12 protein-coding genes are annotated in these 19,054 nt (G+C 65.6%); 6 read left to right on the top strand and 6 right to left on the bottom strand.

The window, feature by feature from the left end; all coding sequences use genetic code 11:
• The first annotated feature begins 65 nt into the window (after window positions 1-65).
• Window positions 66-1,229: a DNA polymerase IV gene (gene dinB / locus CFB46_RS15255; protein WP_027784877.1), complete on the top strand. Its 1,164-nt coding sequence runs from the start codon at window positions 66-68 to the stop codon at window positions 1,227-1,229.
• 57 nt (window positions 1,230-1,286) lie between these two features.
• Here dinB and CFB46_RS15250 read toward each other — a convergent pair whose 3' ends face one another.
• The 4 genes from CFB46_RS15250 to fixL all read right to left on the bottom strand — a co-directional run bounded on the left by CFB46_RS15250 (window position 1,287) and on the right by fixL (window position 7,875).
• Window positions 1,287-3,374 (bottom strand): M3 family metallopeptidase, encoded by a 2,088-nt coding sequence (locus CFB46_RS15250; protein ID WP_027784876.1) that lies wholly within the window; start codon window positions 3,372-3,374, stop codon window positions 1,287-1,289.
• Window positions 3,375-3,620: 246 nt separating this feature from the next.
• Window positions 3,621-4,481, bottom strand: coding sequence for a bifunctional methylenetetrahydrofolate dehydrogenase/methenyltetrahydrofolate cyclohydrolase FolD (folD, locus tag CFB46_RS15245; RefSeq protein WP_027784875.1), 861 nt, complete (start codon window positions 4,479-4,481; stop codon window positions 3,621-3,623).
• 242 nt (window positions 4,482-4,723) lie between these two features.
• On the bottom strand, window positions 4,724-5,362 hold the full coding sequence (gene fixJ / locus CFB46_RS15240; protein ID WP_027784874.1) for an oxygen response regulator transcription factor FixJ: 639 nt from the start codon (window positions 5,360-5,362) through the stop codon (window positions 4,724-4,726).
• The gene (fixL, locus tag CFB46_RS15235; protein WP_027784873.1) at window positions 5,359-7,875 is read right to left on the bottom strand and encodes an oxygen sensor histidine kinase FixL; all 2,517 of its coding nucleotides are present in this window, start codon (window positions 7,873-7,875) and stop codon (window positions 5,359-5,361) included. The genes fixJ and fixL overlap by 4 nt, the downstream gene beginning before the upstream one ends.
• A 273-nt stretch (window positions 7,876-8,148) precedes the next feature.
• Between fixL and aceE the strand changes: the two genes are divergently transcribed.
• The 3 genes from aceE (at window position 8,149) to lpdA (ending at window position 14,612) form a co-directional block, all read left to right on the top strand.
• A complete protein-coding gene (gene aceE / locus CFB46_RS15230; RefSeq protein WP_027784872.1) occupies window positions 8,149-10,845 on the top strand; it encodes a pyruvate dehydrogenase (acetyl-transferring), homodimeric type in 2,697 nt (898 codons plus the stop codon).
• 68 nt (window positions 10,846-10,913) lie between these two features.
• On the top strand, window positions 10,914-12,563 hold the full coding sequence (aceF, locus tag CFB46_RS15225) for a dihydrolipoyllysine-residue acetyltransferase (RefSeq protein WP_027784871.1): 1,650 nt from the start codon (window positions 10,914-10,916) through the stop codon (window positions 12,561-12,563).
• A gap of 285 nt (window positions 12,564-12,848) precedes the next feature.
• Window positions 12,849-14,612, top strand: coding sequence for a dihydrolipoyl dehydrogenase (lpdA, locus tag CFB46_RS15220; RefSeq protein ID WP_027784870.1), 1,764 nt, complete (start codon window positions 12,849-12,851; stop codon window positions 14,610-14,612).
• A gap of 194 nt (window positions 14,613-14,806) precedes the next feature.
• Here the strand turns inward: lpdA and CFB46_RS15215 are convergent, their stop codons facing one another.
• Window positions 14,807-15,373, bottom strand: a complete 567-nt coding sequence (locus CFB46_RS15215; RefSeq protein ID WP_006481973.1) for a phasin family protein — start codon at window positions 15,371-15,373, stop codon at window positions 14,807-14,809.
• A 655-nt stretch (window positions 15,374-16,028) separates the two neighbouring features.
• Between CFB46_RS15215 and pbpG the strand changes: the two genes are divergently transcribed.
• A complete protein-coding gene (pbpG, locus tag CFB46_RS15210; RefSeq protein ID WP_027784869.1) occupies window positions 16,029-17,195 on the top strand; it encodes a D-alanyl-D-alanine endopeptidase in 1,167 nt (388 codons plus the stop codon).
• A 111-nt stretch (window positions 17,196-17,306) separates the two neighbouring features.
• On the opposite strand, the gene CFB46_RS15205 is transcribed toward pbpG, so the two are convergent.
• Window positions 17,307-18,116 (bottom strand): IclR family transcriptional regulator, encoded by an 810-nt coding sequence (locus CFB46_RS15205; protein WP_027784868.1) that lies wholly within the window; start codon window positions 18,114-18,116, stop codon window positions 17,307-17,309.
• A gap of 183 nt (window positions 18,117-18,299) precedes the next feature.
• Here CFB46_RS15205 and CFB46_RS15195 point away from each other — a divergent pair, with 183 nt between their 5' ends.
• A complete protein-coding gene (locus CFB46_RS15195; RefSeq protein WP_027784867.1) occupies window positions 18,300-19,022 on the top strand; it encodes a (Fe-S)-binding protein in 723 nt (240 codons plus the stop codon).
• Window positions 19,023-19,054 lie beyond the last annotated feature (32 nt).

The raw sequence follows: 19,054 nt of genomic DNA, 5'->3' as shown, positions 1-19,054 counted from the left end.
CCGGCGAATGTTGCATTCCCGGCGGCGGCCCGACGCGGTTGCACGGCGATCTTGAAACCGGAACTGTGTTTTTGTACAGTATCGGCACCGTGAACCCGACCACCATCCCGCCTGCCGATCCGCACGCGCTGCCGCCCGGCGACGCGCCGCCGCGCGCGCGCAAGATCATCCACTGCGACTGCGACTGCTTCTACGCATCGGTCGAGATGCGCGACGATCCGTCGCTGCGCAACCGGCCGCTCGCGGTCGGCGGCCGCCCCGACCAGCGCGGCGTGATCGCGACCTGCAACTACGAGGCGCGGCGCTACGGCGTGCATTCGGCGATGTCGTCGGCACTGGCGATGCGCAAGTGTCCGGACCTGCTGATCCTGCCGTCGGCGATGGACAAGTACCGCGCGGCGTCGCGGCAGATCATGGCGATCTATCGCGACTACACGCCCGACGTCGAGCCGCTGTCGCTCGACGAGGCGTATCTCGACGTCAGCGGGTCGGAGCGATGCCAGGGCAGCGCGACGCTGATTGCGCGCGAGATCCGCGAGCGCGTGCGCGACACGGTCGGCGTGACCGTGTCGGCGGGCGTCGCGCCGAACAAGTTCATCGCGAAGATCGCGTCCGACTGGAACAAGCCCGACGGGCTGTTCGTCGTGCGGCCGCACGAGATCGACGCGTTCGTCGCGGCGCTGCCGGTGCGCAAGCTGCACGGCGTGGGCAAGGTGACGGCCACGCGGCTCGACCGGCTCGGCATCCAGACTTGCGCGCAGTTGCGCGACTGGCCGCTGATCGACCTGCACCGCGAATTCGGCGCGTTCGGGCGGCGGCTGTACGAACTGTCGCGCGGGATCGACGAGCGGCCCGTGCAGGCCGATCAGGAGCGCAAGTCGGTCAGCGTCGAGACGACCTACGTGACCGACCTGACGACGCTCGAGCAATGCGCGGATGAAATCCGCCGCCTCGTCGTGCAGCTCGACGCGCGGATCGATCGTGCGGGCGCCGCGCGGTCGATCCGCAAGCTGTACGTGAAGATTCGCTTCGCCGATTTCCAGCGCACGACGGTCGAGTGCGTGGCCGACGCGACGAATGCCGAGACGGCCGTCACGCTGCTTGCGAAGGGGCTGTTGCGGCGCGCGCAGCCGGTGCGACTGCTCGGCGTCGGCGTGCGTATCGACGAGGACACGGCCGAGCGCCACGGGCAATTCCTGCTGTTCGACGACGAATCGTCCGCGCCATGAAAAAAGCACCGCCGAAGCGGTGCCTGTCGATGCTGCCGGTGCGGCCGGGCGACGCGCTCAGTGCGCGGGCGCGGCCATCCCGTTGTGGCGCAGCAGCGCGTCGATCTGCGGCTCGCGGCCGCGGAACGCCTTGAACGACTCCATCGCCGGACGGCTGCCGCCGACCTCGAGGATTTCGCGGCGATAGCGCGTGCCGGTTGCCGCGTCGAGCACGCTGCCGCTGGCGGCGGCCGCTTCCTCGAACGCCGCGTACGCATCGGCCGACAGCACTTCGGCCCACTTGTAGCTGTAGTAGCCGGCCGCGTAGCCGCCCGCGAAGATATGGCTGAACGTGTTCGGCCAGCGCGAGAACGCCGCCTGCGGGATCACGTGATAGCGCTCGTTGATCTCGCGCGCGAATGCGGTCACGCCGGTGGCGCCGGCCGGGTCGAAGTCGACGTGCAGCAGCATGTCGAACATCGAGAACACGATCTGGCGCAGCGTGCCGAGCCCGCTCTGGAAGTTCTTCGCGGCGATCATCTTGTCGAACAGCTCGCGCGGCAGCGCGGCGCCCGTATCGACGTGCGACGACATCGACGACAGCACGTCCCATTCCCAGCAGAAGTTTTCCATGAACTGCGACGGCAGTTCGACCGCATCCCATTCGACGCCGTTGATGCCCGACACGCCGAGTTCGTCGACGCGCGTGAGCATGTGGTGCAGCCCGTGGCCGAATTCATGGAACAGCGTGATGACCTCGTCGTGCGTGAAGCACGCGGGCTTGCCGCCGACCGGCGCGGAGAAGTTGCAGGTCAGGTACGCGACGGGCGTCTGCACGTCGCTGCCGCGCTTCGCGCGCGAACGTGCGTCGTCCATCCACGCGCCGCCGCGCTTGCCTTCGCGCGCGTACAGGTCGAGATAGAACTGCGCGACGAGCGAGCCGTCGCGATTCTCGACGCGGAAGAAGCGCACGTCCTTGTGCCATACCGGCGCGTCGTCCGGCTTGATCTTCACGCCGAACAGCGTCTCGGTGACGGTGAACAGGCCCTTCAGCGCGGCCGGTTCCGGGAAGTACTGCTTGACCTCGTTTTCCGAGAACGCATAGCGCTGCTGGCGGAGCTTTTCGGCCGCGTATGCGACGTCCCACGGCGCGAGTTCGGCGAGGCCGAGTTCCTTCGCGGCGAACGTGCGCAGCTCGTCCCAGTCCTTGTCCGCGTGCGGGCGTGCGCGCGTCGCGAGATCCTCGAGGAACGCGATCACCTGCTGCGGCGATTCGGCCATCTTCGGCGCGAGCGATACTTCGGCGAAGTTGCGATAGCCGAGCATCTGCGCCTCTTCGCGGCGCAGCTTCAGCGCGTCGGCGACGATCGCCGTGTTGTCCCATTCGGCCTTGCCGTCGCCGTACTGCGGCCCGAGTTCCGATGCGCGGGTCGCATAGGCGCGGTAGAGCGTCTCGCGCAGCGCGCGGTTGTCGGCGTATTGCAGCACCGGGAAGTACGACGGGAAATGCAGCGTGAATTTCCAGCCTTCCTTGCCGTCCTTCTGGGCAGCTTCGCGGGCGGCTTCAATCGCGTCGCCGGGCAGGCCGGCCAGCTCGGCTTCGTCCTTGGCGAAGTACGCGTACGCGTTGGTCGCGTCGAGCACATGATCGGAGAACGCCTTCGACAGCGCGGCCTGCTGTTCCTGCAGTTCCGCGAAGCGCGGCTTCTGGTCCTCGGGCAGCTCGGCGCCCGACAGGCGGAAGTCGCGCAGCGCATTGTCGAGGATCTTCTTGCGCTCGGCGGACAGCGTCGCGTATTCGGCGCTCGCGGCGATCGCCTTGTATTTTTCGTACAGCGCGAGGTTCTGGCCGACGCTCGACCAGAACTCGGTCACGCGCGGCAGGTTTTCACCGTAGGCAGCCCGCAGTTCGGGCGTGTCGGCGACTGCGTTCAGGTGGCCGACGATGCCCCATGCGCGGCCGAGCGGCTCCGTGGCCTGCTCGACCGTCTCGACCACGGTGGCCCAGGTCGACGGCGTCTCGCTCGCGCTCGCCGCTTCGACCGCGCGGCTGGCGGCAGCGAGCAGCGTGTCGAGCGCGGGCGTCACATGCTCCGGCCGGATCTCGCCGAAACGGGGCAGGCCGGAGAAGTCGAGGAGCGGATTGGTATTGGCGCTGGCGGACATAAGACTCCCTGTCTGTTGCCGGATGAACCGGGATGAAAAGGGTAACGGCGGCGGGGCGCGAACGCGCCCGATATCAATATTATTGGGGCGCCTCGCGCGCTTTCCAATCGTTAGTTTCTAACGGTGCGATTGACGCAGGGTCGGATGCGCGGTGTCGGGCGTGCCGGCTGGCGCGATGCGGCTGCGCGATTGCGGCTGGCGAGGCGCCGGCGCACGGAACCGCGCGCCGGCTGAGCGGGTGGGGCCTCAGGCTGCGGCGGCAGCGGCGCGTTCGGCGGATTCGATCGTGTTGATCAGCAGCATCGTGATGGTCATCGGGCCGACGCCGCCCGGCACCGGCGTGATGTAGCCGGCGACTTCCTTCACGCCCGTGAAATCGACGTCGCCGCACAGCTTGCCCGCGTCGTCGCGGTTCATGCCGACGTCGATCACCGTCGCGCCCGGCTTCACCATGTCGGCGGTCAGGATGTTGCGCTTGCCGACCGCGGCGACCACGATGTCGGCCTGACGCGTATGCGCGGCGAGGTCGCGCGTCTTGCTGTGGCAGATCGTCACGGTCGCGCCGGCGTCGAGCATCATCATCGCCATCGGCTTGCCGACGATGTTCGAGCGGCCGATCACGACCGCGTTCGCGCCTTGCAGCGCAATGCCGTGCGCTTCGAACATCTTCATCACGCCGTACGGCGTGCACGGGCGGAACAGCGGCTTGCCGGTCATCAGCGCACCGGCGTTCGCGACGTGAAAGCCGTCGACGTCCTTCTCCGGCGCGATCGCCTCGATCACCTTGTGGCTGTCGATATGCGCGGGCAGCGGCAGCTGGACCAGGATGCCGTGGATCTTCGGGTCGCGGTTCAGTTCGTCGATGCGCGCGAGCAGGTCGGCTTCCGACAGCGTGGCCGGGTACGCATCCTTCAGCGAGAAGAAACCGTTGTCCTCGCATGCCTTGATCTTGTTGCGCACGTAGACTTCGCTCGCCGGGTTGGCGCCGACGAGGATCACCGCGAGACCGGGCTGGTGGCCGCGTGCGGTCAGCGCGGCGGCGCGTTCGGCGGCCTGACCGCGCAAGGTCTTCGAAAGGGCGTTGCCGTCGATGAGGAGGGCTGTCATGGTGGTGGGTTCTGCCGGGAAGTTGGAATGCGGGCGTACGGCGCCCGAAGCGCCGTAGCAAAGCACGTAATTATACCGTTCGCCTGCCGCCGTCCGACAGCGAATCAACGGGAAGCGTCATGGCCGCGGCGCTCGTGCGCCGGGAGGAACGGCTGCCGCCGCGCGAGTGGGCCGCATCGCGCGGGGCGGAAAACACCGGTTGCGGGCCGGGCGGGCAGCGCCGCCGCGGCCGGGGAACATGCTCAGGCCTGTTTCTTCGACAGCGCGAGGCGCAGCAGATCGGCCACCGTGTTGACGTTGAGCTTTTCCATGATGTTCGCCCGGTGCGCCTCGACGGTCTTGATGCTGATGCCGAGGTCGTCGGCGATCTGCTTGTTCAGGCGGCCCGCGATGATCCGCTCGAGCACCTGCTGCTCGCGCGCGGTCAGCTTCGACAGCCGTTCGCTCGCGGCACGCTGCTCCTGGACGCTCTTGCTTTCGCTTCGGGCCTTGTCGAGCATCCGCTCGACGAGCTTGCGCAGCTCGGCTTCGTCGAACGGTTTCTCGATAAAGTCCATCGCACCCTTTTTCATCGTCGACACGGCCATCGGCACGTCGCCGTGACCGGTGACAAAGATGATCGGCAGCGCGGCATTGTCGGCGATGAGGCGTTCCTGCAATTCGAGGCCGCTCATGCCCGACATCCGCACGTCGAGGATCAGGCAAGCGATCTGGCCGGCCTGCTGCGCCGGCTGGTACGCATCGAGGAACTGCTCGGAGCTCGAGAAGCATTGAACGCGATAGCCGTTCGCCTCCAGCAGCCAGCGCAGCGAGTCCCGTACGGCCTCGTCGTCGTCGACGACAAAGACGGTTTCCTGAGTGGTGGTGACAGGGCTATTCATAGTTCTCCCGTAACGGTATGTGATGCCGATGCCTCGCGCCCCCCTTGGCCGAGATCAGCGGGTTCCCCAATGGGCAGACTGCAGTGGAACGTCGCGCCGGAAATGCGGCCATCCGGCTCGACGTTGTTGACCACCCACAGACGCCCCCGATGCGATTCGATGATCGAACGGCAGATGTTCAGCCCCATGCCCATGCCATCGGACTTGGTGCTGTAAAACGGTTCGAACAGGCGCTCGGCGGTCGCTTCGTCGACGCCCGGGCCCTGGTCGATCACACGGATGTCGACGAAGCCCGCATCGATGTCGGCGACGACGCGGATCACGCCGTCCACCGACGCCGGCTTCACGTCGGCCATCGCCTCGGCTGCGTTCTTCATCAGGTTCATCAGCACCTGTTCGATCAGCACGGGGTCGACATAAATAATAGGCATTCTTGCGAGGATTTCCGTGACGATCCGTATCCTGCGCTTTCTGGCCTCGATTTCGGCGAGCCCGACCGCGTCGGCGACGATGTCCGCGACCCGCGCCGGCTGGCGCTTCGGCTCGCTGCGCTTCACGAATTCGCGGATCCGCTTGACGATCATCCCGGCGCGCAGCGCCTGCTGCGCGGTCTTTTCCAGCGCGGGCTGCAGCGTCTCGGGCGTGCCGCGGCCGCTCTTCACGAGCGCGAGCGTGCCCGAGCAGTAGTTGTTGATCGCGGCGAGCGGCTGATTCAATTCGTGAGCAATCGACGACGCCATTTCACCCATCGTCATCAATCGGCTCGTGAACTGCAGCTTTTCTTCCTGCTGGTGCGCGAGTTCCTGCGCCTTCTTGCGGGTCGTGATGTCGGTCGCGATCTGCATCTGCGCGAGATGGCCGTCCACCCACTGGATGTACTGGCGGCGCACCTCGAACCACTTCTGGATGCTCTCGACGTACACTTCCTGCGCATCGGCCGTGCTGCTCGTCAGCGCGGCGGCCGGCAGGCCCGCGAACGCGTCGACCATGTCGATCGAGTCGGACGACGCCTGCGCGCGGTCGAAGCCGCCGCCGGACAGTTCGAGGTGGCCGTCCGGGCGAATCCCGAACAGGTGGCGGTAGTAGCGGTTCGCGAACAGCAGCTCGGCTTCGTCGGCGGCGAGCACCGACACCGCGGCGTCGAGGCTTTCGAGCACCGTCGTGAAGCGTTCGTGCGCGGCCGCGAGCTCTTCGCGCGCGCGCTTCGGCTCGGTGATGTCGGTCATCGACGACATCCAGCCGGTCTGGCGGCCCGAACTGTCGATCAGCGGCGACACGTACAGGCGCGCATGGAACAGCGTGCCGTTCTTGCGCCGCACGCGCAGCTCGAAGCCCGAGCTCGGCGCCTTGCCGCGCAGCGTCATGTCGAGCTGGCGCTGCATTTCCGGGTATGCGTCGCGCGGCCAGTACGGGAACGGCGCGACCTTGCCGACGAGATCGGTTTCGTCCCAGCCGGTCATCCGGCAGAACGCGGGGTTCACGTGCGTGATGCGGCCATGCATGTCGAGCACGCGCATGCCGATCAGCACCGAGTTTTCCATCGCGCGGCGGAAGAACGCTTCCGCATACAGCGCCTGCTGCGCCTCGAAGCGCTGGCGCGTGTGCTTCCACAGGCTCCAGAGGCTCCACAGCACGAAGCAGGACAGGCCGGCGACCAGCCACACGAGCGTGTTGTTGGTCAGGTTCGTGAGTTGCGGGAACGCGTACACGCGCACCGTCAGCCCCTGGCCGGGCGGGTCGAGCGGGAGATCGTAGTGCGAGTCGCGCGGCAGGCGCGGGCGCGTCGACGTGGACGACAGTTCGCGATTGTTCGAATCGGTGATCGAGATCTTGTACTTCGACGACAGTTCCTGCGGGATGTCGTGCTTCAGGATGCCCTCGACGGAGAACACCGCGGCGATCGAGCCGAGATATTCGCGGTCGCCGCGCATCACGGGCGTCTGCAACGTGATGAAGCCGTTGCCGAAGTCGTCGTAGATCAGCGGCGAATAGGCCTGGCGGCGCGTGCTGCGCGCCTCGTCGTACGCACCGCGCACGGCGTCCTGCATCTGCGCGTCGCCGGGCTTCGCGAGCCGCTGGCCGAGCAGCGGCGGATGCACGGCCGGCCAGCGCTGCACGCCCGGCGCCGTGTACCAGTTCAGGTAGAGGATTTCCGGATGCGTCTGCATCACGTCCGCGACGGCCATCTGGAACGCGTTCTGGTCGAGGCGGCCGGATGCGAGGTCGCGCGACAGCGCCTGCAACTGTTCCTGCGCGCCCGTCATCGACAGGCGGATCTGCTGCTGGGCCCACGCGACGTTGCGAAAGAGGGTGTCTTCCTGCTGCTGCTGTTCGCGCCGGTTGAGGCTCCACAGGATGAGGCTCATCACGACGAGGAACACCAGGATCGACAGCAGCGGCGTCAGCAAATAGGAGTTGGACCACCACGGTCCGTGGTGCCAACGGGACGGCTGCGACTCCGCCGGCGGGCCCGGCGGTCGCGCCGAGCGTGCGAAAAGCCGATCGGTCAACATGGCAGGATTGTAGCGCAGCGCAATACATGGAAAACCTATACCGGATATGTTGAACGGAAACGGTTTTGTTCCGACGAGACGGGCTGCGGAGCCCTGAAATATAGGTGCAGCGCAGCAATATTTCGTATGGTGAGAAAAGATCTCACGATTCGAAAATTTTGTTGCGCAGGCCCGTCCACGCTCATTACAATCCGTCGGAGCTTGCCCGCAGCCGGCCGCGTCGCGACGTCTGCACGAGAGCGATCCTCACATTCCAGGACCCAGGAGACGAGAATGTCCGCTGTACCGAACGAAGTGATGAAATATGTCGCCGCCGAACGTGACGACGACCCGCAAGAAACCGTCGAGTGGCTCGAGTCGCTCGATGGCGTGATCTCCTCCGTGGGCACCGGCCGTGCGCATTACCTGATCGAAAAGCAGATCGAATTCGCCCGCATGCACGGCGAACACCTGCCGTTCTCCGCCAATACCCCGTACATCAACACGATTCCGCTCGAAGCCCAGGCGAAGATTCCGGGCGACCAGGACATCGAGCACCGCATCCGTTCGTACACGCGCTGGAACGCGCTGGCGATGGTGCTGCGCGCAGGCAAGGACACCAACGTCGGCGGCCACATCGCGTCGTTCGCGTCGGCCGCGACGCTCTATGACGTCGGCTACAACCACTTCTGGCACGCGGCGTCCGACCAGCACGGCGGCGATCTCGTGTTCGTGCAGGGCCACTCGTCGCCGGGCGTATACTCGCGCGCGTTCCTGCTCGGCCGCCTGAAGGAAGAGCAGCTCGACAACTTCCGCCAGGAAGTCGACGGCAAGGGCATTTCGTCGTACCCGCACCCGTGGCTGATGCCGGACTTCTGGCAGTTCCCGACCGTGTCGATGGGTCTCGGCCCGATCATGGCGATCTACCAGGCACGCTTCATGAAGTACCTGGAGTCGCGCGGCATCGCGAAGACGGAAGGCCGCAAGGTATGGGCGTTCCTCGGCGACGGCGAGACGGACGAGCCGGAATCGCTCGGCGCGATCGGCATGGCGAGCCGCGAGAAGCTCGACAACCTCGTGTTCGTGATCAACTGCAACCTGCAGCGTCTCGACGGCCCGGTGCGCGGCAACGGCAAGATCATCCAGGAACTCGAATCGGAATTCCGCGGCGCCGGCTGGAACGTGATCAAGGTCATCTGGGGCAGCCGCTGGGATGCGCTGTTCGCCCGCGACAAGACGGGTGCGCTGATGCGCCGGATGATGGAATGCGTCGACGGCGAATACCAGACGTACAAGTCGGAGTCGGGCGCGTTCGTTCGCGAGCACTTCTTCAACACGCCTGAACTGAAGGCGCTCGTCGCCGACTGGTCGGACGACGACATCTGGGCGCTGAACCGCGGCGGCCACGATCCGCACAAGATCTACGCGGCGTTCCACGAAGCCACCAACACGAAGGGCGCGCCGACCGTCATCCTCGCGAAGACCATCAAGGGCTACGGGATGGGCGAGTCGGGCCAGGCGATGAACATCACGCACCAGCAGAAGAAGCTGCCGGTCGAGCAACTGAAGAAGTTCCGTGACCAGTTCCGCCTGCCGATCACCGACGAGCAGATCGCCGACGTGCCGTACCTGAAGTTCGAGGAAGGCTCGAAGGAACTCGAATACATGCGCCAGAAGCGCATGGACCTCGGCGGCTACCTGCCGCACCGCCGCGAGAAGGCGACGTCGCTGCCGGTGCCGGCGCTCGACGCGTTCGAGCCGCTGCTGAAGGGCACGGGCGAAGGCCGCGAGATCTCGACGACGATGTCGTTCGTGCGGATCCTGAACATCCTCCTGAAGGACAAGGCGCTCGGCAAGCGCATCGTGCCGATCGTCCCGGACGAATCGCGTACGTTCGGCATGGAAGGCCTGTTCCGCCAGATCGGTATCTGGAACCAGGAAGGCCAGAAGTACGTGCCGGAGGATTCCGACCAGCTGATGTTCTACAAGGAATCGCAGACGGGCCAGATCCTGCAGGAAGGCATCAACGAAGCGGGCGGCATGTGCGACTGGATCGCGGCGGCGACGTCGTATTCGACGCACGGCGAGATCATGGTGCCGTTCTACATCTTCTATTCGATGTTCGGCTTCCAGCGGATCGGCGACCTCGCATGGGCCGCGGGCGACATGCGTTCGCGCGGCTTCCTGCTGGGCGGCACGGCGGGCCGTACGACGCTGAACGGCGAAGGCCTGCAACACGAAGACGGTCACTCGCTGCTGTGGGCGGCATCGGTGCCGAACTGCGTGAGCTACGACCCGACGTTCGGCTATGAACTCGCGGTGATCGTCCAGGACGGCCTGCGCCGCATGGTGCAGGACCAGGAAGACGTGTACTACTACATCACGGTGATGAACGAGAACTACGAGCACCCGGCGATTCCGCAGGGCGAGCACGTGGCGGCCGACATCATCAAGGGCATGTACGCGTTCAAGAAGGCCGACGCCGACAAGAAGGCGCCGCGCGTCCAGCTGCTCGGCGCGGGCACGATCTTCAACGAAGTGATCGCGGCTGCCGACCTGCTGAAGAACGACTGGGGCGTCGCCGCCGACCTGTGGAGCGTGCCGAGCTTCACCGAGCTCGCGCGCGAAGGCCATCAGGTCGAGCGCTGGAACCTGCTCCATCCGACCGAGGAGCGTCGCCTGTCGCACGTGCAGAAGTGCCTGAAGGACACGCAGGGCCCGGTCATCGCATCGACCGACTACGTCCGTGCGCTGGTCGACCAGATCCGCGGCCAGATCGATCGCCGCTTCGTCGTGCTGGGCACCGACGGCTTCGGCCGTTCGGACACCCGCGAGAAACTGCGTCACTTCTTCGAGGTCGACCGTCACTGGGTCACCGTCGCCGCGCTCAACGCGCTGGCCGACGAAGGCACGATCGAGCGCAAGGTGGTCGCGGACGCGATCGCCAAGTACAACCTCGATCCGTCCAAGCCCAACCCGATGACCGTTTAACGCACACGCCGTGTGATGCCGCGCGCCGCTCCCGCGAGGAGCGCGCGCAGCCATGGAGACAGAAACAGATGAGTCAAGCGATCGAAGTGAAGGTGCCGGATATCGGCGATTACAAGGACGTGCCGGTCATCGAGATCGGCGTGAAGGTCGGCGATACGGTCGAGCCCGAGCAGTCGCTCGTCACGCTCGAGTCGGACAAGGCGACGATGGACGTGCCGAGCCCGGTGGGCGGCGTCGTGAAGGAAATCAAGGTCAAGGTCGGCGATTCCGTGTCGGAAGGTTCGCTGATCGTCCTGCTCGAAGGCGGCGCGGCCGCCCAGGCGAACGGCGCGGCTGCACCGGCCGCGGCTCCGGCTCCGGCTCCGGCCGCCGCTCCGGCACCGGCAGCAGCGCCGGCACCGGCCGCCGCGGCGCCCGCTGCCGCACCGGCAGCGTCCGGCGGCACGCTCGAAGTGAAGGTGCCCGACATCGGCGACTACAAGGACGTGCCGGTGATCGAGATCGGCGTGAAGGTCGGCGACACGGTCGAGAAGGAGCAGTCGCTCGTCACGCTCGAGTCGGACAAGGCGACGATGGACGTGCCGAGCCCGGCTGCCGGCGTCGTGAAGGACATCAAGGTGAAGGTGGGCGATTCGGTGTCGGAAGGCACGCTGATCGTGCTGCTCGAAGCCGCCGGCGCACCGGCTGCCGCTGCGCCGCAGGCCAGCGCACCGGCTCCGGCCGCGGCCGCTCCGGCGCCCGCCGCTGCACCCGCGAAGGCCGCGCCGGCACCGGCCGCCGCGCCGTCCGGCGAATACCGCGCCAGCCACGCATCGCCGTCGGTCCGCAAGTTCGCGCGTGAACTCGGCGTCGAAGTCTCGCGCGTGCAGGGCTCGGGTCCGAAGGGCCGCATCACGAAGGACGACGTCACGGGCTTCGTGAAGGGCGTGATGACGGGCCAGCGTGCGGCACCGGCCGCGGCAGCCGCACCGGCAGGCGGCGGCGAGCTGAACCTGCTGCCGTGGCCGAAGGTCGACTTCTCGAAGTTCGGCCCGTTCGAGGCGAAGCCGCTGTCGCGCATCAAGAAGATCTCGGGCGCGAACCTGCATCGCAACTGGGTGATGATCCCGCACGTCACGAACAACGACGAAGCGGACATCACCGAGCTCGAAGCGCTGCGCGTCCAGTTGAACAAGGAACACGAAAAGGCGGGCGTGAAGTTCACGATGCTCGCGTTCGTGATCAAGGCGGTCGTCGCCGCGCTGAAGAAATTCCCGACCTTCAACGCGAGCCTCGACGGCGACAACCTCGTGTTCAAGCAGTACTTCCACGTCGGTTTCGCGGCCGATACGCCGAACGGCCTCGTCGTGCCGGTGATTCGCGATGCGGACAAGAAGGGCCTCGTCGACATCGCGAAGGAAATGAGCGACCTGTCGAAGGCCGCGCGCGAAGGCAAGCTGAAGCCGGACCAGATGCAGGGCGGCTGCTTCTCGATTTCGTCGCTCGGCGGGATCGGCGGGACGAACTTCACACCGATCATCAACGCGCCGGAAGTGGCGATCCTCGGGTTGTCGCGCGGCCAGATGAAGCCGGTGTGGGACGGCAAGCAGTTCGTGCCGCGGCTCATGCTGCCGCTGTCGCTGTCGTATGACCATCGCGTCATCGATGGCGCCGAAGCCGCGCGTTTCAATGCGTATCTCGGGGCGTTGCTCGGGGATTTCCGTCGCATCATTCTTTGATGAGCGGGGTGGGGCTCGCGGGGGCGTGGTTTGGTTTTTGTTGTTGTTCTCCACGCCGTCGTCGTCGTTGAACCTGTTGTGCTAACGGTCTATTAGCGTCGCCCCTGCGCGGGGCGGCGGTCACTTTTCTTTGTCTTCCAAAGAAAAGTAACCAAAAGAAAGGCGCGTCCTTGGGCGGACGGCAAAGGTGGTCCTGCCCAAGCTCGCAGTCTTTCGCCGGCCGTCGTCAGGTTCTCTCGCGGGTTCCTCCCCCTCTGTCTGCAGTCAATCAAGAAGGGGACAGTCATGAGTCTCATCGAAGTCAAGGTTCCGGATATCGGCGATTTCAGCGGCGTCGATGTCATCGAAGTCAACGTCAAACCCGGCGACGTGATCGAAAAAGAGCAAACGCTCATCACGCTCGAATCCGATAAAGCCTCCATGGAAGTGCCCAGCGACGTCGCCGGCACCGTCAAGGAAGTCAAGGTCAAAGCCGGCGAGAAAGTCTCGCAAGGCACCATCATCGCCATCGTCGAAGCCTCGGCAGGCGCAGCCGCACCCGCACCCGCGAAAGCGCCCGAAGCGCCGAAGGCTGCGCCGGCTCCGGCCGCGGCCGCTCCGGCACCCGCGCCGCAAGCCGGCAGCTATGGCGGCGCCGCCGACATCGAGTGCGACATGCTCGTGCTCGGCGCCGGCCCCGGCGGCTACTCGGCTGCGTTCCGCGCAGCCGATCTCGGCATGAAGACCGTGCTCGTCGAACGCTATTCGACGCTCGGCGGCGTGTGCCTGAACGTCGGCTGCATCCCGTCGAAAGCGCTGCTGCACACGGCGCTCGTGATCGACGAAGCCGCGGCGCTCGCGTCGCACGGCATCTCGTTCGGCAAGCCGGAGGTCGATCTCGACAAGCTGCGCGACTTCAAGGGCGGCGTCGTCAAGAAGCTGACGACGGGCCTCGCCGGCATGGCGAAGGCACGCAAGGTTGAAGTCGTCACGGGCGTCGGTGCATTCGTCGATCCGTATCACATGGAAGTGCAGGGCGAAAACGGCAAGAAGGTCGTCAAGTTCAAGCAGGCGATCATCGCCGCGGGCTCGCAGGCCGTGAAGCTGCCGTTCATGCCGGAAGATCCGCGTGTCGTCGATTCGACGGGCGCGCTCGAACTGCGCCAGCTGCCCAAACGCATGCTCGTGATCGGCGGCGGCATCATCGGCCTCGAAATGGCGACGGTGTACGCGACGCTCGGCGCCGAGATCGACGTCGTCGAAATGATGGACGGCCTGATGATGGGCGCCGACCGCGATCTCGTGAAGGTCTGGGAAAAGTACAACGCGAAGCGCTTCGGCAACGTGATGCTGAAGACCAAGACGGTCGGCGCGGAAGCGAAGGAAGACGGCATCTACGTGAAGTTCGAGGGCGAGAAGGCGCCCGCGGAAGCGCAGCGCTACGACCTCGTGCTGGTCGCGGTGGGCCGCAGCCCGAACGGCAAGAAGATCGGTGCCGACAAGGCCGGCGTCGCGGTCACGGATCGCGGCTTCATCGACGTCGACAAGCAGATGCGCACGAACGTGCCGCACATCTTCGCGATCGGCGATATCGTCGGCCAGCCGATGCTCGCGCACAAGGCCGTGCATGAAGGCCACGTCGCCGCGGAAGCCGCGCACGGCGAAAAGGCGTACTTCGACGCACTGCAGATCCCGTCGGTGGCCTACACCGATCCGGAAGTGGCGTGGGCCGGCAAGACCGAAGACCAGTGCAAGGCCGAGGGCATCAAGTACGGCAAGGCCGTGTTCCCGTGGGCCGCTTCGGGCCGCGCGATCGCGAACGGCCGCGACGAAGGCTTCACGAAGCTGATCTTCGACGAGGAAACCCATCGCGTGATCGGTGGGGCCATCGTCGGCCTGAACGCGGGCGACCTGATCAGCGAAGTGTGCCTCGCCGTGGAGATGGGCGCGGACGCGGAAGACATCGGCAAGACGATCCATCCGCACCCGACGCTCGGCGAATCGGTCGGCATGGCCGCCGAGCTGTACGAAGGCGTCTGTACCGACTTGCCGCCGCAGCGCAAGAAGTAACGCGATCGGCCCGGCACCCCAAGTGCCGGCCAAAAAAAACGCCGCCGCCCGGGCAAACCGGGCGGCGGCGTTTTTTTTGCGCGGCGTGCGACAGGCGATCGATCGGAACGGGCGGTTTGCTGCTCCCGCGCGCGTTCTTGCGCCAGAAACGAAAAAGCCGCGCTGGGCGCGGCTCTTTCAGGAGCAGGGGACGCTTACGCGGCCGGCTTGCTCGAACGACGTGCGGCAGCGGCGGTTGCAGCCTTCGTTGCGACGGCAGCAGCAGCGTTGAAGTTCGTTTCGGCGATTTCGACGGCTTGCTTCGTGGCCTTCTGAACCGTTTCGTACGTGGTGTTCGCAGCGTTCAGTGCCGACTTCAGTGCGGCGACAGCCGTTTCCGAACCGGCCGGGGCGTTCTTCGCGACGTTGTCGACGAGTGCCTGGACCTTCTTGTTCTGCTCTTCGAACTGCGCTTCGGCAACCTTCGCGAACTCGGCTTGCGTCGACGATGCGATTTCGTACAGGTGACGGCCGTACGACAGCACCTTTTCCGCGACCGGCTGCGACAGGCTCGCTTGCAGCGCGATCAGTTCCTGCGCGTCCTTCACCGACAGCAGACGCTGTGCGTTTTCCTGGCCCTCGGCCAGCGTCGACTTCACGACCTGAAGGTTGAGTTCGATCAGCTTTTCGACGCCTTCGAACGCCTTGGTCGTCAGACCGAACAGGCTTTCGAGGTTGGCTTTTTGGGCGGCGGCGATTTGCTCGGGGGTCAGCAAGGACATGTCAAGCTCCTGAAAAGCGATCACGTCGATCGCAGAAATAAAGGGCACTACACTGGGGAACTTCGGCGCCGCGTGCTTTGTGCAACGCAGCAATGAGGCCTATTTTAGGGCAGAGAAAACGGATGTCAAGTATTTTTTGTGCGTTGCACAATCACGACAAATTATCGATAAAACAACGAGTTATCGCGGTCGTCCGGAATCGGTTTCAGGCACGTTCCCACATGGTGCGCACGGCGGCGGGGCAAGCGCGCCGCACCATGATCATGCGCAGGTAAACCTGACAGGCCCATGGAACGTTATCCTTCTGTTCCTGTCGAAAAACGCGCCGTTTCGATGCGCGTGCCGTGGCGACGTGCCGCCGCCACGGGTCGAGGCCGGCGCCTTTGGCATGCCGAGCACCGGATACGTACTTTCCCCGCTTTAAATCGTCTCCGAAGTGACGTTATCTCAATTAACCGTGTGTAATCGGGAGACGGGCGCTGTCGGGCAGGGCATCCCATGGATTTTTTCAATGGGTGCGCAAGGGTCGATTGGCCGGAGGTTGGCCGACTCTTACATTCCGGTTTAAAGACGATCGGTAAGTGCCTAATATTGCTCTTTTTTTCAGCTTTAACTACACTTGCGGAAACCTCCCGCCCGCTTTGTCCAGACCCCAATGAAAGCCGAATCGTTTTCACCGCGCAGATTGTTGCAGAGCATGACGCTCGGCACGGCTGTGTCGGTCGCAGTCGCGTTGCTCGCGACCACCGCGTCCGTCACGCCTGCTGACGCCTTCGCCGCCACTGCGAAGACCCAAGCCGCCAAGAAAAAAGCCGTCGCTCCTGCTTCGTCAGCGAAGAAGAAGTCGGCCAAGGCGAGCTCCGACAACTCCGCGAAGGTCGCCGCGGCCGATGCGCCGCGCGCGAAAGCGTCGCGAAAGCGCATGACGCTCGCGGCGAACGGCGTGCATGGCGGCCATCGCGGCGCGGTGCGCAAGGTCGCGTTCCAGCCGCGCCGTCCGACGGTCGGCCAGGCATTCGGCCTGCACGACACGCCCGACGCGCTCGCGCTGCGCTCCAGCGTCGCGTACGTCGTCGACCAGAATTCCGGCGAGCCGCTGTTCGACAAGAATTCGCACGCGGTCGTGCCGATCGCGTCGATCTCGAAGCTGATGACGGCCATGGTCGTGCTCGACTCGAAGTCGCCGATGACCGACCCGCTCGAAGTCACCGACGAAGACCGCGACTACGAGAAGGGCACGGGCTCGCGCCTGTCGGTCGGCTCGGTATTGTCGCGCGAGGACATGCTGCACATCGCGCTGATGGCGTCGGAAAACCGCGCGGCCGCCGCGCTGTCGCGTTACTACCCGGGTGGCCGTCCGGCGTTCATCGCGGCGATGAACGCGAAGGCGAAGTCGCTCGGCATGACCGATACGCACTTTGAGAATTCGACCGGCCTGTCGAGCTCGAACGTGTCGAGCGCGCGCGACCTCGTGAAGATGGTCAATGCGGCGTACCAGTACCCGATGATCCGCCAGTTCTCGACCGATCGCACCTACGAGGTGTACACGGGCAAGCGTAACCTGGTCTACAACAGCACCAACGCGCTGATCCGCGGCAACGGCTCGTGGGACATCGGCCTGCAGAAGACGGGCTTCATCAACGAAGCGGGCGAATGCCTCGTGATGCAGGCAACGATCCACGGCCGGCCGATGGTGATGGTGCTGCTCGATTCGTTCGGCAAGTATTCGCGCTTCGCCGACGCATCGCGCCTGCGCAACTGGCTCGATGCCGGCGGCGGCGAGCGCCTGACGGCGGCCAACACGCCGAGCGGCGGTACCTGATCGTGTGCGGCGGTTCGCCGCCGTACCGGTCGCCGCAAAGAAAAAGCCCCGCAATCGCGGGGCTTTTTTCGTCCGGCGGAACCGGAGTCGGAACCGGGCCGATGGCGCGGCTTACGCCTGCCGCTGCAACCCGTCCACGTCCTTCACGGGCGCCGGCCGGTAGCCCAGCGATTCCGAGATGGTGAGCGCCGTCCGGCTCAACTGGCCGAGCCACGCATCCTGCAGGCGGTCGGCCGGTGCCGACAGCGACAGGCCCGCGACGAGCTTGCCCGAATCGTCGTAGATGCCGGCGGCGATACAGCGCACGCCGAGTTCGAGTTCCTCGTTGTCGCGCGCGCACGATTGCTGGCGGACGAGGGTCAGTTCGCGCTCGAGCTTCGAGATCTCGGTAATGCTGTTCTGGGTATGGCCGGACAGCCCCGTGCGCGTCGCATAGGCACGCACACGCGACGTTTCGTCGGCCGCGAGGAACAGCTTGCCGACCGACGTGAGGTGCAGCGGGGCGCGGCCGCCGATCGCGCGAACGACCTGCATCCCCGAGCGCTCCGAGTACGCACGCTCGATGTAGACGATCTCGTCGCCCTGGCGCACCGACAGGTTCACGGTCTGCCCGGTGAGGCGGTGCAACTCGCGCATCGGCATCAGCGCCGCGTCGCGCACCGACAGGCGGGCCTTCACGAGATTGCCGAGCTCGAGCAGCCGCATGCCGAGGCGGTAGGTACCGGGGTCGGAGCGGTCGACGAGACGGCAGGTCACCATGTCGTTGAGGATGCGATGGGCGGTCGACGGGTGCAGCTCCGTGCGCTGCGCAAGTTCCTTCAGGCTGACCGGGTCACTGTGCGCGGCGAGCGCGTCCAGCAACCGCATCATGCGTTCGATCACCTGGATCGACGTTTTTGAATCCGGGTTGGGTTGGCTCATGTCGGGGGAGGAATCGGTTGACGCGTCAAGCGGTGTTGAACCGATTGTATCTCGTATTGTGAAAAAAGCGAACGCCGTTCGAGGAAGTCCTCGCTTCGCGCACCGGGGGCTTGCGCGCGCGCCGGCGTTGGTCTTGCTGGCCAAACGTCGGATAATGAGGGCCGTTTTCTCGAAGGAGCACGTATGCGAGTCGGTTTGTTCGTGACCTGCCTGGTCGACCTGATGCGCCCCGAAATCGGTTTTTCGGCGCTCAAGCTGATTCGCGACGCCGGCTACGAGGTGATCGTGCCGCCCACGCAGACCTGCTGCGGCCAGCCGGCCTACAACTCGGGCGACCGCGCGCTCGCGCGCGACCTCGCTGAAAAGACGCTGCGCGAGTTCGAGCAGTTCGATTACGTCGTCGCGCCGTCGGGTTCGTGCGGCGGGATGATCCGCACGCACTACGGCGACCTGTTCCGCGACGATCCCGAGCTGATGGGGCGCTACACGCGGTTCCAGCAGAAAGTCCACGAGCTGACCGATTTCCTTGCCAACGTCGCGAAGGTGTCGCTCGCGCCGGGCGAATTCGCCGGGCCGGTCACCTATCACGACGCGTGCTCGGGCCTGCGCGAGCTCGGCGTGAAGGCGCAGCCGCGCGCGCTGCTCGCGCAGCGCGGCGTCGCGGTGACCGAGATGAAGGACTGCGAGCATTGCTGCGGCTTCGGCGGTACGTTCGCGGTCAAGTACGGCGACATCTCGGCGGCCATCGCGGACGAGAAATGCGCGAACGTGCGCGCGTCCGGCGCGGGCGCCGTCGTGCTCGGCGATCTCGGCTGCATGCTGAACATCGAAGGGCGGTTGCGCCGCACCGGCGACCGCGACACGCGCGTGCTGCACGTCGCGCAGGTGCTGGCGGGCGACGTCTGACGCCCGGTTCCGCTCACTTTTCCCCGATACCG

Origin of the sequence: Burkholderia sp. HI2761 (assembly GCF_002223355.1) — a bacterium.
Classification (GTDB): Bacteria; Pseudomonadota; Gammaproteobacteria; order Burkholderiales; family Burkholderiaceae; genus Burkholderia.
Note: the sequence above shows the minus strand (reverse complement) of the source record. Positions and strands in the feature narration are given on the sequence as shown.